11 protein-coding genes are annotated in these 14,875 nt (G+C 44.5%); 8 read left to right on the forward strand and 3 right to left on the reverse strand.

Annotated elements, in window-relative coordinates:
* Window positions 1-334 precede the first annotated feature (334 nt).
* The 4 genes from FC15_RS08215 to FC15_RS09195 all read left to right on the forward strand — a co-directional run bounded on the left by FC15_RS08215 (window position 335) and on the right by FC15_RS09195 (window position 6,806).
* Entirely contained in the window at window positions 335-2,482 is a 2,148-nt protein-coding gene (locus tag FC15_RS08215; RefSeq protein WP_057825668.1) for a heavy metal translocating P-type ATPase, read from the forward strand.
* Between the two features lie 365 nt (window positions 2,483-2,847).
* Window positions 2,848-5,070 carry an anaerobic ribonucleoside-triphosphate reductase gene (gene nrdD / locus FC15_RS08220; protein ID WP_057825670.1) on the forward strand — a complete coding sequence of 741 codons (2,223 nt, stop codon included), beginning with the start codon at window positions 2,848-2,850 and terminating at the stop codon, window positions 5,068-5,070.
* Between the two features lie 86 nt (window positions 5,071-5,156).
* Window positions 5,157-5,741 (forward strand): anaerobic ribonucleoside-triphosphate reductase activating protein, encoded by a 585-nt coding sequence (gene nrdG / locus FC15_RS08225; protein WP_057825672.1) that lies wholly within the window; start codon window positions 5,157-5,159, stop codon window positions 5,739-5,741.
* 894 nt (window positions 5,742-6,635) lie between these two features.
* Window positions 6,636-6,806 (forward strand): hypothetical protein, encoded by a 171-nt coding sequence (locus tag FC15_RS09195; protein WP_157051258.1) that lies wholly within the window; start codon window positions 6,636-6,638, stop codon window positions 6,804-6,806.
* A 353-nt stretch (window positions 6,807-7,159) separates the two neighbouring features.
* Here the strand turns inward: FC15_RS09195 and thiD are convergent, their stop codons facing one another.
* The 3 genes from thiD to FC15_RS08245 all read right to left on the reverse strand — a co-directional run bounded on the left by thiD (window position 7,160) and on the right by FC15_RS08245 (window position 9,940).
* Window positions 7,160-7,972: a bifunctional hydroxymethylpyrimidine kinase/phosphomethylpyrimidine kinase gene (gene thiD, locus FC15_RS08235; protein ID WP_057825676.1), complete on the reverse strand. Its 813-nt coding sequence runs from the start codon at window positions 7,970-7,972 to the stop codon at window positions 7,160-7,162.
* A 138-nt stretch (window positions 7,973-8,110) separates the two neighbouring features.
* On the reverse strand, window positions 8,111-9,187 hold the full coding sequence (locus FC15_RS08240; protein WP_057825679.1) for a sensor histidine kinase: 1,077 nt from the start codon (window positions 9,185-9,187) through the stop codon (window positions 8,111-8,113).
* Window positions 9,188-9,265: 78 nt separating this feature from the next.
* The gene (locus FC15_RS08245) at window positions 9,266-9,940 is read right to left on the reverse strand and encodes a response regulator transcription factor (RefSeq protein WP_057825681.1); all 675 of its coding nucleotides are present in this window, start codon (window positions 9,938-9,940) and stop codon (window positions 9,266-9,268) included.
* A 475-nt stretch (window positions 9,941-10,415) separates the two neighbouring features.
* Between FC15_RS08245 and FC15_RS08250 the strand changes: the two genes are divergently transcribed.
* From FC15_RS08250 to FC15_RS08265, 4 genes are all read left to right on the forward strand, one after another.
* Window positions 10,416-10,916, forward strand: coding sequence for a nucleoside 2-deoxyribosyltransferase (locus FC15_RS08250; protein ID WP_057825683.1), 501 nt, complete (start codon window positions 10,416-10,418; stop codon window positions 10,914-10,916).
* A gap of 67 nt (window positions 10,917-10,983) precedes the next feature.
* Window positions 10,984-11,757 (forward strand): ABC transporter ATP-binding protein, encoded by a 774-nt coding sequence (locus FC15_RS08255; RefSeq protein WP_235803373.1) that lies wholly within the window; start codon window positions 10,984-10,986, stop codon window positions 11,755-11,757.
* The gene (locus tag FC15_RS08260; protein WP_057825685.1) at window positions 11,735-13,795 is read left to right on the forward strand and encodes an FtsX-like permease family protein; all 2,061 of its coding nucleotides are present in this window, start codon (window positions 11,735-11,737) and stop codon (window positions 13,793-13,795) included. The genes FC15_RS08255 and FC15_RS08260 overlap by 23 nt, the downstream gene beginning before the upstream one ends.
* A 26-nt stretch (window positions 13,796-13,821) precedes the next feature.
* Entirely contained in the window at window positions 13,822-14,556 is a 735-nt protein-coding gene (locus FC15_RS08265; RefSeq protein WP_057825687.1) for an MBL fold metallo-hydrolase, read from the forward strand.
* Window positions 14,557-14,875 lie beyond the last annotated feature (319 nt).

A 14,875-nucleotide genomic window follows, 5' to 3' on the forward strand; every position in this document is an offset into this window, starting at 1 on the left:
CGCGGGTTTACAACATGGGACAAACATTAGCCTTCGCGCAGCGTGTGGCACACGTTTGCGAAGGCTAATGTTTGAGGCGGAAGATTTATTCGCCGAGTGCGAAGCACGAGCCGAATAAACCTGCAGCCGGCCCCACAGCAAAGACAACAACTTTCCACGCAGTGGACTGACGGGTCTGATGGTTTGACAGACATGCAAAGCACGAGCAACCCGTCGAGTAAATTACTTGACAAAGTTAAGTTTACAATTGTAAACTTAACTCGTAAATTCAACCACAACCTTTTTTAGTGGCATAGGCGAGTCAAATTGGAACAAATAGACAGGAGTGGCAATCATGGACGAAAAGCATTCAACACACGCAACAAATAAACCTCAATCACAACAGATGAGCCACACAGAACATATGGCCGACATGAAAGATATGGATCCAATGAACATGCAGATGCAACAAAATGAGGATCATCATGGCATGAACCAAATGGAACACATGGATCACCAGCACATGTCTGGCAATCATGGTGGGCATATGATGTCGATGGGCAATATGAAAAAGAAGTTTTGGATCTCGCTAGTTTTAATGATCCCAATTTTATTATTCTCACCCGTAATGGGAATTAAGCTGCCGTTTACGATGAGTTTTCCAGGTTCAGAATGGCTCGTCTTGGTTGCGGCGACGATCATCTTTTTCTACGGTGGTGAGCCGTTCTTCAAGGGGGCGTGGGGTGAGTTGCGGGCGCGCAAGCCAGCAATGATGACGCTAATCACGCTTGGGACTGGTGTTGCCTATATTTATAGTGTTTATGTCTTTATCATGAACGAGTTTGTCGGCGGTCACATGATGGATTTCTTCTCAGAAGAAGCTACGTTGATTGTCATCATGTTGCTTGGACATTGGCTAGAAATGAATGCCATCATGAACGCAGGGAATGCGCTAGAAAAAATGGCACAATTATTGCCAGGGGAGGCTCATGTTCAAACTGAAGATGGGCAAGTCGTCGACCGGCCTTTAGCGGATGTTCAAACGGGACAAACGGTGGTTGTCCGCGGGGGCGAATCGATACCGACGGATGGCCGGATTATCTCTGGTCAAAGTGCAATTAACGAATCGTTAGTCACTGGTGAAGCCAAAGCAATTGAAAAGCAGGTTGGCGATACGGTGATTGGGGGTTCAATCAACGGTGATGGTGCGTTAACGGTCGAAGTGACTGGCACTGGTGAAAATGGGTATCTCGCTCAAGTGATGCAATTGGTTTCGAAAGCACAACAAGATAAATCGAAAACCGAAACGTTGGCGGATCGTGTTGCCGGTTGGCTTTTCTACGCTGCGTTAACTTTTGGTGTCTTGGCATTTATTTTCTGGTGGATCAATGCGGATCTGGCGACGGCTTTGTCGCGAATGGTGACGGTGCTAGTGATTGCTTGTCCTCATGCACTTGGCGTTGCGATTCCCTTGGTTGTCGCAAGGAGCACCTCAATCGCGGCGGCGAATGGCTTGTTGATCCAACAGCGCGAAGCAATTGAAAAAGCTCGCCACCTTTCACACGTTCTCTTAGATAAAACAGGGACCTTGACTGAAGGTAAATTTACCGTCAATACAATCAAGAGTCTGACTGAAAGATTAACCGATCATCAGGTTTTGAGTCTTATCGCCAGTTTGGAAGCACACAGTAGCCATCCAATCGCAACGGGTGTCTTGGCGGCAGCAAAGGCTCAGCAGCTTGAACCAGCAGCTGCAGAAAACGTTCAAGCCATCAAAGGTGTTGGTATGAGTGGCACGATTGCCGGCGAAACCTATGAAATCGTGACCGCACCATTTTTGAAACAACATGAGATCAACTATGATGATAGACAGTATGACCAACTTGCACAACAAGGAAACAGTGTGAGCTACTTAATCTCCGATAAACAAGTCCTAGCAATTCTAGCCGTTGGTGATCAAATTAAGCCCGAAGCCAAAAAATTCATCGCAGATCTCAAGGCAATGTCGATCACACCAGTCATGTTGACCGGCGATAATGCGCAAACTGCCAAGAAAGTGGCAACATCATTGGGAATCGACGAGTTTAAAGCACAGCTTTTGCCAGAAGATAAAGAAAAAGTTGTCCGCGATTATCAGTCGCGTGGGGACAAGGTGATGATGGTTGGCGATGGTGTCAATGATGCGCCGGCGTTAGTTCGTGCCAATATTGGCGTGGCAATCGGTGCGGGAACGGATGTTGCGATTGATTCGGCCGATGTCGTCTTGGTGCACAGTGATCCAGCTGACGTTGTCAATTTCTTAAAACTGGCGAAAGCCACACAACGAAAAATGATTGAGAACTTATGGTGGGGTGCGGGTTATAACGTGATCACCATTCCACTTGCCGCAGGTATCTTAGCACCGATCGGATTTGTCTTGAATCCAGCGGTTGGGGCAGCTGTCATGTCGCTATCGACCATCGTGGTGGCATTGAATGCCATGACTTTGCGGTTAAAGAAATAGTGCGTGTTTATGTTGAAAGTCCAAAAGATCGTTGCCTATTGATGCAGCCAGTCATCGATTAGGTTGCTGGGCGTCTGATGAACGATAGCAGATACGATCCTGACCTGATGACCTGAAGTAACTCCAACGACGACGGAAAAAATATTTTCCACAATTTTGTTGCAGACATTCTGAATAAATTGGTGCGATCATGGTCACAGAATTCGGTTAACCGACTGAATTCTGTGATTTTTTTGTATACAACATCTTGTATTATTAAAATCTTTTGCACAGCTTTATCCACAAGATATTGTTTCAACTAGCTTGATAATTCAACGTGTAGCCGTTATCATTGAACTAAGAATAACGATGAAGAGGTTATGAAGATGCAGGAATTGAAAACCAATCAAATCGCACCCACAATGACGATTAAGGTCATTAAACGAGATGGCCGGATCATGGACTTTGATTCGGAAAAAATTGCGCAGGCCATGCGTAAAGCTGCTGATTCTGAGTTGGATCATGGCGAGGTCGATGTGAAGACCCTCAGTGAACTCCAGCTTGTTTTGGACGATGTGCTTGCTGAAATCGCAGATCGTTTTACGGAAAATATTAAAATTTATGAGATTCAGAGTATCGTTGAGCACACCTTATTGGATCACCATTTGTATCAAATTGCGCAGGACTACATCAATTATCGTACCGAGCGTGATTTTGAACGTAGTCAGGCGACTGATATTAATGTCACGATTCAAAAGCTGCTGACGCGCGATGCAACGGTTGTTAACGAGAATGCGAATAAAGATAGTAAGGTTTTCAACACACAGCGGGATTTGACGGCTGGTACCGTGGCAAAAGCAATGGGACTTAAGATGCTACCACCCAAAGTCGCCAATGCTCACTTGAAGGGTGAAATCCACTGGCATGACTTGGATTACCAACCCTACAGCCCGATGACGAATTGTTGCTTGATTGACTTCAAGGAAATGTTGACCCACGGCTTCAAGATTGGCAATGCGGAAGTCGAACCACCCCATTCAATTCAGACGGCCACGGCTCAAATGGCGCAGATCATCGCCAACGTTGCCTCCAGTCAATACGGTGGTTGTTCGGCAGATCGTGTCGATGAGTTGCTCGCACCTTTCGCCGAGAAAAACTTAGCGAAGCATGAATCCGAAGCCGTTGAATGGATCGATGAACCTGAACGCCGTAAGGAATATGCAATTAAACGGACGAAAAAAGATATTTTTGACGCGATGCAAGCTTTGGAATACGAGATTAATACGTTGTATTCCTCTCAAGGCCAGACGCCATTCACCACGTTGGGCTTTGGCTTGGGTTCGAATTGGATTGAACGCGAAATTCAAAAGTCGATTTTGAAGATTCGGATTCAGGGATTGGGAAAAGAACATCGGACCGCAATTTTTCCTAAGTTAGTGTTTACCTTGAAACGCGGGCTCAATTTAAACCCAGAGGATCCCAATTACGACATCAAACAAATGGCCATCGAATGTGCCACTAAGCGGATGTACCCTGACGTGCTGAACTATGACAAACTCGTTGAACTGACGGGCTCTTTTAAAGCACCCATGGGTTGCCGCAGCTTCTTGCAGGGTTGGCAGGATCCGGAGACAGGTAAGGAAGTCAATTCTGGTCGAATGAATCTTGGCGTTGTGACGTTGAATTTACCTCGGATCGCCATGGAATCTGCAGGGAATCAAGATAAGTTCTGGCAGATCCTTGAAGAACGTTTGAGTGTCTGCAAGGAAGCGTTGATTTTCAAAGTTAACCGTGCCAAGCAGGCTCATCCTGCTAACGCGCCGATTTTGTATCAATATGGTGCGTTTGGCAAGCGGCTTGATCAGAACCAATCAGTTGATGAATTGTTCAAAAACAGTCGCGCGACGGTTTCTTTAGGTTATATCGGTCTCTATGAGGTGGGGACTGTCTTCTTTGGTCCAACCTGGGAAGAGGATCCAGTGGCTAAGCAATTTACAATCAACGTGGTCAAGGCACTCTACGATCACTGTGTGGCGTGGGAACAAGAATATGGTTATCACTTCAGCGTTTACAGCACGCCTTCCGAGAGTTTGACCGACCGCTTCTGTCGCTTAGACACGCAGAAGTTTGGCAAGGTGAAGGATATTACCGACAAGGAATACTACACGAATAGTTTCCACTACGATGTGCGTAAGAATCCAACACCTTTTGAAAAACTCGACTTCGAAAAAGATTATCCAAAGTATTGTTCTGGTGGCTTTATTCATTATTGTGAATATCCTAACCTCAAACAAAATCCGAAAGCTTTGGAAGCCGTTTGGGATTTTGCCTATGATCGAATCGGTTATTTAGGCACCAATACGCCAATTGACCAATGTTTCAAGTGTGGTTATAAGGGTGAATTCGTGCCGACCGAAAAGGGCTTTAAGTGTCCACAATGTGGGAACAGCGACCCAGCCAGTTGTGATGTGGTCAAGCGGACTTGTGGTTATTTGGGTAATCCCAACCAACGCCCAATGGTACACGGCCGTCATGAAGAGATCATTCATCGCGTGAAGCACCTGTCTTTCAGCAATAATCAAGTGGCCAACGAGCACCGCAATGCCTAAGTTAAGGCTGAACGCATCAGAATTATCATCCAACTAGTGACGTTAAGGGTTGAAGTTAAAAAACAAGTTGAAAAGAGAGAAGCCATTTGCCAACCGAAAAAATTAAATTACCTAAAAATCCCCAACCCGGTGAATGGCGAGCCGAAGAATTAAGCCAAAAATATATTGCCAGCTATAAGCCATTTAATTTCGTTGATGGGGAAGGTGTACGTTGTAGCTTATACGTTTCTGGCTGTCGATTTGCTTGTCCAGGATGTTACAACGCTGCCGCACAAAATTTTCATTACGGTAAACCTTACACCGAAGAGTTGCAAGAACAAATTTTAACCGACTTGGGGCAATCTTACGTGCAAGGATTGACTCTGCTTGGCGGCGAGCCTTTTGTTAACACACAAGTCTGCCTACAATTAGTGGATGCCCTACGTGAGCGTTACGGCCATACCAAAGATGTTTGGTCGTGGACCGGTTATACGTGGGAAGAATTAATGCAGGAAACACCAGACAAGCTGGAATTGCTTCAGAAAATTGACATTCTTGTTGACGGCCGTTTCTTGCTTGCAAAAAAGGATTTGACACTGCAATTCCGCGGTAGTAGTAATCAGCGGATTATCGATGTGCAGCAGTCACTTGCACAAAAGCGGGTGGTGATTTGGGATAAGCTGGTGAAATGAGCTGGTTTATCTAGCTTCAATCTCCTCGGTATTGTGAGATCTATCGGGCCCGTCAAACCCGTCAAACCCGTCAAACCCGTCAGACCCGTCAGACCCGTCAGACCCGTCAGTCCACTGCGTGGAAAGTTGTTGCCTTCGCTGTGGGGCCGGCTGCAGGTTTATTCGGCTCGTGCTTCGCACTCGGCGAATAAATCTTCCGCCTTCGATTTGAGATTCTGCAGCGCAGAAGCTCAAATACGACCCTGCAGTAAGTTTGCGAAAGCAAGCTTTCGTAAACAACTGCATTTCACAGCACGGCAACAACTTTCCACTTCGTTCCCTGACTCAGATGTGAAGGCGGAACTGTGGTTTAAGGTTAAGAAGTAGAAATTAGCATAGATTACTGAACCTGTTATTCAATGGTTCAAACTAAACTGGAAGTTGCGAAGAAAATGGTTGTGATGCTGTGAAAGTTTTGTAAGTCTGCACGCCTTTCGCAGACTTACAAAACGGGTAAATTGGAGACTTCGAATTTCGAAGGCTCCAATTTTAGGCTGGAGCCATTTTTGCAGCAAGCGAAGCGCGCAGCAAAAAGGCGGAAGCCGGCCCCACAGCAGGAACGACCGTTTTCCGTAGCAACTTCGGTGAATAGCAATAAAAAAACTCGATTTTCTCAATTTGTCATTCTGGACACACGAAGAATACAAATGTTCACGCCAAAATACTTGTCATTTTCGATCGAAATGTGCAAGTAATTTGGCGTGAATTTGAATATTTATCGTATCTAAATTTCGCCATTTGACGCAATCACGATTTTTAAACGTGATCATGATTTAATATTCGAAGAAATAGGCTGCCAGCAAATCACACCCCGTTATTTTGAGTTACCGACTAAATCAGAAGTTGCGAAAGATAATGGGCATGATTGCAGTGACAGTGGTGTTAGCTGACGAACGTGTGCAACACGTGAGTGAGCTTACAGCACGGGTAAAAATGAAGACTTTGAAAAACAAAGGCTTCATTTTTAGGCGAAAGCTACTTTTTGAAGTAGAGCGTGAAGCAAGGCGGGTTGCAGTTGAGCATTAACGATAATTTCTGAATGATTCGCTTGCGGATCGTTTAGAAATTGTTGTTAAGCGCAGACTGCTGCCTTGCTTCACGCGTTTCAAAAAGAGCTGCAGCCTGCCCCACAGGCTAGCATGCCCATTGTCTGTAGCAACTTCGGTTCAACGCATACCAAAGCAGCTTCGGCAACTACCGCGAAAAGCATAAAAATTCAAAACGTCAATCAAAATAGCGCCAATTTATAAACGGGTCATCTTTCGATTTCACCATTTACAAATTGACGCATTTTTAAGTCCGGGCTTGTTTTTTAAACGGCAACAATTGTAATCCCATAATTGTTGCGGCTTGAAGAAGGTGATTGCACGTTAATCCATCTAGTCTTCGTCAGTTGGTGCCCAGTGATTGATAGGGCCAAATTGATGCCCAACTTCAATTGGGTTTGCGATTGCTTGGTGGACAAACTTCTTGGCAATTTTGATCGCTGTAGCGACATCGCGGCCCTTGGCAATTTCTGCAGTGATGACGGCAGAAAGCGAATCACCAGTACCGTTGACGCGATTCGTATGAACGTAAGGCTCGGTCAACCAGAAGTGTTCGCCATTTTCGAGAAGGACATAGTCACTAACGACATCTTGTTCCGCATCATCGTGGCGGCCTTTGATCATGACGTTTTTGGCGCCGAGTTTTTGCAAAAGCTTGGCGCCGTGCTCGATTTCTGATTTATCCGCAAGGGGTAATTCGGTCAATTTCTGGGCTTCATAGAAATTGGGAGTGATGACAGCCGCCATTGGGAGTAATTTTTCCCGGAAAGTTTCGTAGGCCTCTTGTTCGAGCAACATCGCGCCGTGCTTCGTAATGATGACAGGGTCGACGATTAGCGGGCCGAAGTCAACTTCCTGATAATTTTTAGCAACGGTTTCGATCACTTCGGCGTTTGCTAACATACCGGTCTTGCTTGCACGGATATGAAAATCTTTTGCCAGCGTCTTGAATTGTTGAGTGATGAAGTCTGCGGTCATGATCTCCGCCGCTTCGATTTGATAAGAATTGCCAGCAACCGCTGAGGTCAAAAGTCCCATGCCGTAAACGCCACGGCGGAAGAAGCTGAGTAAGTCTGCGGGCATGCCGGCACTGCCGTCGGAATCGTTACCTGCAATGGTTAATGCTTGGATATAATCGTTTGTCATTTTAAAAAACCTCGATTGAAATGAAATGTTGATGCAAAATTTGTTGCTGGGTGTAGACGTTACTCCTGATAATCGAGCTGGTTGTGTTTGGGGAATGAATTGAAATCATCGTTTAATTATCCTAACTTTTTAATTGTTCTAATCAGCAAATGTTGAATGCGTTGAACGTTTGAGTTGTTGTTTACTGCCTGGACTGTTGTAGTAACTCAAGGTTGGAAAATGGACAACAAGTGTGGTGCCTTGCCCGACGATTGAGGACGCTGTAATTTCATGTCCTAGTTTTTGCGCTAGCTTCTGGGCAAGATAGAGGCCAAGCCCGGTCGAACGGGTATTGACTTGGCGTCCGTTTTCGCCGGTGAAACCTTTCTCGAAGATACGCGCCAGATCGGCTGACTGGATGCCAACGCCGGTATCTTGAATCAGTAATTGGAGATCATTAGGTGTCGTGGTCACACTGATTTTGATCGTGCCAGAATCCGGCGTATATTTCAAGCTATTCGTGATTAATTGTTGCAAGATGAAGCTCAGCCACTTTTGATCCGTCAACACGGTGTAATTCAAGTCGCCTTGCTCAAGTTGGATGTGTTTATGGATGAAATAGTTCATGTTGTCGCGAATGACGGGATTGATAATGGTTTTGAGATCGTATTGTTGAATCAAGTAGTCGTTGGCAAAATTGCTTAGACGAGAATAATAGAGCACTTGCTCGACATAATGATTGATGCGGTTGATTTCATCGGTGAGTTGATAATACTTTTCTTCACCAATATCAAGTTCCAAATCATCGCTGATCAGTTGAAGTGCAGCAAGGGGAACTTTGATGTCGTGGACCCAACCATCGATAAATTCACGTTGGTCATTTTGTTCTGCGACCACATGATTCAATACTTGGCGGTGGGTCTCAATCATGGTTTCACCGTATTTCTGAACTTGTTTTTCACTGTTCGAGTGGGCATTTGTGAGTGGTCGGTTCAAAATATTGTCTGGATCCTTGATGCGGTGCTCGATTTCTTTAAACCAATGGATGCGATTAAAATAGATCGTTCCCAGCAGTAAGGCGAGTACGAGAATCATTAAGAGGTCCAAGTAGAGTAAGTTAACGAACGAAAGCACGCGATCCGGCTCAAGCCAAATGAGGAGATTGAGTAGAAACAAACCAATGAACCAAAAAGCAATCTGAGAAAGATGGTCGCGTAAGAAATCGCGAAAAGTCATAAGTACCTCCTGAGGCAGACGAGCGGCGAGAATGGATTTAAATTGATGGGGTGAGGAAGCACAATCAAGGTGAAATAATTAAGGCAATAAATAACCCTGTCCAACTTTAGTGACGATATAATCCTTCAACCCAGTTGCCTCTATTTTGCGTCGTAGGCGGTTAACATTGACTGTCAGGGTATTATCATCGACGAAGCGCTCGTCTTCCCATAACTCACGTAAAAGCCGGTCACGCGAGATGATTTTTCCTGGTGAGTGCATCATGAATTGGAGCAGCTTATATTCGTTTTTGGAGAGATTGATCGTCTGATCGCCAACTTGAGCGTTCCCGTTCTGTAAGTTAAGTTTCAGCCCGTTATGCTCGAGGAAACTGGTACTGTGTTCGTGGTAGTCATAGGTTCGTCGCAGTAGGGCATTGATCTTTGCCAGCAGTACTTCCATCGAGAAAGGTTTGTTGACGAAATCATCCGCGCCCATATTCATCGCCATCACCATATCCATGTTGGTGTTGCGCGATGAGATGAAAATGATGGGTACTTCAGAATTCTCCCGGATCTTTTGATTCCAATAGAAACCATCATATACCGGCAAATTAATGTCCGTCAAGACGAGATCTGGCTTCTGTAACTTGAATTCATTGAAGACCTCATCGAAATCCTGAACGAGGTAGGCTTTCAATTGCCATTTTTCAAGATTTTCAGCAATTAACTTAGCGATAGTACGATCATCTTCGACAATCATGATTTTAAACACAGCGAGATAGCCTCCTATAATTAGTCTAGTTAGATGTCATCGATTCTCAATTCGATCGGAATCATTTTCAAAGATGGAAATGATAATGTGAAGACAGACCTGATGAACGCGATGAGACAAGCTTCATTCTGGCTTTTATGTTACTGGTTTTGCGATGAAAATACAAATCTGACTGCATGAAAAACAGCAAAGTTTATCAGGATTTAAAAATAAAAATTGTCAGCATGATGAACGAATTTTAGGAGGGACAGAGAAGGTCACATTTAGCGTATCAATCTTCATAAAAAAAATTTGTAAAGATTGAAAAGTCGAATTGAAGCCGATTAAAGTCCAAGCTAACGCCATTATTGCTTAAATGACGTCGGTTTTAAATCAAACTTACAAAACTGTTCGTATTCTGATATTGTATTTTGTTGATGAAATAGTATGCTCAAAGTAATAGGTCAATTATTGATCAAGAAACTAGGTGATTTTTGTGGTTAAAGTCTATTTAGCAGGTCCGTTTTTTGACAAGTTCGGGATTGAAGCACGACGTGTTGCGCAGGTTAAGGCAGTCCTTTCGTGTAATGAGACCGTGGACACGATTTTCAGTCCCAAAGATGAGGACGTCACGGATCCAGTAATCAGTCAATTAACTTTCATGTCGGCTGAGTGGCAGCAGGCGGTTTTCGAACACGACTTGGAAGGGCTTCTGGCAGCCGACGTCTTAGTTGTGATTGCCGACTCCGAAACAAATATGAATGGTTCCGATGATGGGACGGCATTTGAAGTGGGCTATTGGTATGCGATGAATCAAGTTCAGCAACAAGCGAATGGCGCGACGCCTAAACCGGTGGTCTTATTAGCACAATCGACTGATAAGCTTAACTTGATGCTTGCCAAGGCAACCACATATTTCACCCAGAATCTGTTAGATCTGCGGCGATTAGATTTCAACCAAATTCCACAACGTGACTTTGTCGGTGAGGTCAATTAAGTTGATTCACGGCCGGCAATCAGTCATGGTTAAGGAAGTCTGATTTAAGTACGGGGTGTGTTTAAAGATGCGTATGGTTGAAGTTCAACAAGTTTCCAAAACATTTGGCGCACGTTCGACACTCGTGCGCGCATTGAATAATCTGAGTTTCAGGATTGATCGCGGTGAGTTTGTCGGCATCATGGGGCCTTCCGGTGCCGGGAAGACAACCTTATTGAATATTGTTTCAACGATTGACAAGCCTTCAACAGGGCGGGTTTATTTAGCCGGGGAAGAGATTACCCACTTACCTGAATCGGATCTGACCACGTTGCGGCGAGATCAAATTGGGTTTATTTTCCAGGATCTCAATTTATTGTCGGCCCTGACGATTAGAGAGAATATTGTTTTTCCATTGACTCTGACCGCAGTTCCAGGTCAAGAAATTCAGAAGCGTTTGGCTCACTTCAGTCAACAGTTGGAACTCGGTCATCTATTGGATTGCTATCCGGATGAATTGTCGATTGGGCAGAAGCAGCGTGTTTCCGCAGCGCGCGCTTTAATGACCAAGCCGCAAATTTTGTTTGCCGATGAACCGACCGGCAGTTTGGACTCCAAATCGGCAACGGAACTCTTGCAATACTTAGCAACAATTAATTTGGATGATGAAACGACGATCATGATGGTGACCCATGACGCGTTCACGGCCAGTTACTGCAATCGCATCATTTTTATTAAAGATGGTGCTTTCTATTCAGAAGTTGTGCGTTCAGGCTCACGTCAACATTTCTTCGATCAGATCATTGACATGCAGGCAGCTATCGGTGGAGGTGTTCGGCGTGATCGCACAAACCGCTTTTAAAAATTTTCGCCGTCATATCGCTAGTCGGAGTTTGTATATGGTCGCAATCTCATTACTCGTGATGGCCGCCTATGCGAGTCTAACTGCGTATACGGATGAACACTTACGTACACTAGTTAATTCCAATCCAATGTTGGTCATGTTGCTAGTGTTATTTGTGGCCATCTTGGTCTTCAGCTTGTTGATTATCTTCTATGCCAATCGGTTTTTATTACAGCAGCAGCATCAAGAAATTGGTGTTGAGATACTTTCGGGACTATCACGCGGACAGATTGCCCGCCTTTTTTCGTATGAAAATGTGCTGGGTGAGGGATTAGCATTGGTTGCGGGACTAGTCTTAGGCATGCTGTTCAGCAAACTTTATGGCATGTTACTTTTGAGATTAATGAATGTTTCAGCGCAGATTGATCGTTGGTTTTCGTTTGAAGCCTTGTGGATGACGGTGGTTGGCTTCTTAGTAATTTTTATTGTCATTGCACTGATCGATTCATTTCGAATTTCGCGATTGAAACTTGCACAGCTGGTTTACGGACGTGTTAGTCGAACAACTTCGCCACATCCACGTCGTGATTTTGCACTTGCTTGCGTGGGCTTGGCGCTATTAATTGCCAGCTATGTTGGCTTATTCAAACTTGATTGGTTTCCAACAATCGAAAACATGCGCTTTGATCAAGCCAGCTCGTTTGCGTTGTACTTCATTAGTTTTGCATTGTTTGTTGGCGTCTGGTTGTGCTATCGCAATGCGCTGCCAGTTTTCTTATCGTGGTTACGTCGTCAACACTGGGCATTCACACGCCGCCATCTCTTAGATTTCGCGGTTGCCGGTAAAAAGTTTCGTCAGCATTATCAATCATTGAGTCTAACGACCTTATTCGTGACAGCTTCAATCGTCATGCTGGGTTCTGCGGCGGCAATGTTTGCGTTCGGAAATCGCTCACTTCAAGAAGAAGTGCCGATTGATTTAGTCACGGATCGCCAACATCAAGCACAAGTGTTGAAGAAGATCGCGGATGCCGGTGGTCGCAGCAAGCGTCTGACGTATTTCTCAATTAAAATTGCGCCAGCACAATTAACCGGCCCCCGCCATGAGCAAATTATGGCGGGGCATACGTTGCCTCTGGAAATTATTTCGCTGACTGATTACCAAAAAGCGAGTCGCCATCAGAATGATTTGTTACCACTAAACTTGAAACGCACGCAAAGTATGTATATTTCCCGAGATTTTTATTTACAGCACGTTCCGGAGCGGGTCCTACTACAAAATAAGGTGAAACTGGCACAATCAGGGATTCCTGATTTGCAGATCAAGGCTTTTTCAAGATCTTATCCGCTCGGAGGCTATCTCTTCTTCAATAACTTGTTGGTGGTCAATGATTCTGTCTTCGATCAATTATCATCTAAAAACAGCCGGGAGCTATTAGCCTACCAAGTGAAGCGACTACAGCCAGCCGGCCAAACATTGACAGAACTCGATGAAGCTTCTTTCAAAGATCGCGCGATGCGACAGCTGATCTATCACGATGCCAAGCATCTTAAGGATGTTCAAATGACATTGCTACGCGATGAGCCTCAGGATGATCAGGCCGATTATCTCAGCAATAACTACTATGTACGCGGGCCAGTTCATGCTTTGATCGAGCGCTCATTGGGTTTGGCTGTCTTTGTCGTCGGAACTTTAGGAATCTTAACAACTTTTGCTTGGGCGAGTATCTTCTCACTTCGCCAGCTGGCTGAGGCGCAGAATGATCGTTTCGAATATTTGACCATGAAAAAAATAGGGATCAGTCAATCGGCTTTAACGCGTTTTGTGGTCAATTATCACCGCTTTGTCTATTTGCTTCCAGTGTTATTTGGCACCATCAATGGGCTCTTGATCATGCAAGTCGTCGGCGGTAATTTAGACCATCTACAACTCAGATTACTCTATCTTTTGACGGGAATTATCCTGATCATTTATGAAGGATTTCATCATTTTACGATTCGCCGTTATCGACGAATCATCGAACAACTCAAGCCGTCAACACAACGGCTGAAATAATTTAGGAAGCGAGGATTCTTTTAATCATGAAGTTAACTGTCTTAGGTTATTACGGAGGGTATCCAACACCACTAGCAGGCACGACCGGCTTTTTATTAACAGCTGGTGATTACCATCTGTTATTGGATTGTGGGAGTGGTGTGTTAAAAGTACTCGAACAATACTTGGATCCATTGCGACTCGACGCCGCAATCTTGACGCATTATCATCACGATCATATCGCGGACGTGGGTGTTCTGCAGTATTATTGGCAATTGCGACAAGGTGAGCGTCAGGAGCCTGAGTTACCCATCTATGGGCATACAGAAGACCCACTAAACTTTGCCAGCCTGACTTGGGCGGGTGCGACAGAGGGACGTTCTTATGATCCTGAGGCAACTTTAAACTTGGGGCCATTAACGATCACTTTTCAGCGCACAATCCATCCGGTGCCAACGTTTGCGATGCGAATCGTCGATGACAGGGGAAAGGTCCTTGTTTTTACCGCAGATACACGCTACTTCCCAGAATTAGCAGACTTTGCTCGTGATGCGGATCTGTTGATCACCGACACCAACTTTGATCATACGAAAACCGGCAAGCTATGGCATATGACGGCAGCACAATCTGGTAAGTTGGCAGAACAAGCTGGCGCTAAACGTGTTTTACTGAGTCATTTGCCACAACAGATCGATCACCAACAACTTTTGAAAGAAGCAACCGAACAAGTGACAGGTAGACCAATTGTCTGTGCGCAAACAGGAATGTCATTTGAAATTTGAATTTATTATTCACTGTCAAAAAGTAAGCAAAACCCAATCATACCGCGTTTCGTCCTCATTAAAATTCACAAAAAGCATTTGAAATATTTGAAAAAATTATTGTTAACATAAAAAGTATCTCTAATTGAATCCTTTTAGTTTAAAGTAACGTGGATTATAAAAAAAGTTGATAGAATGGGGTTTTGCCTAAGACTTTAGACTGATTATTTCATTTTTTAATAGAAATTCTTTTTAAATTGGGTAGAAATTCACTCCGAAAAACGATATAATATAATTGTGAATTGATTAGAGGATATTTAATCGAACTTCATAGATTTGT

Source organism: Lapidilactobacillus concavus DSM 17758 (genome assembly GCF_001435835.1).
GTDB lineage: Bacteria > Bacillota > Bacilli > Lactobacillales > Lactobacillaceae > Lapidilactobacillus > Lapidilactobacillus concavus.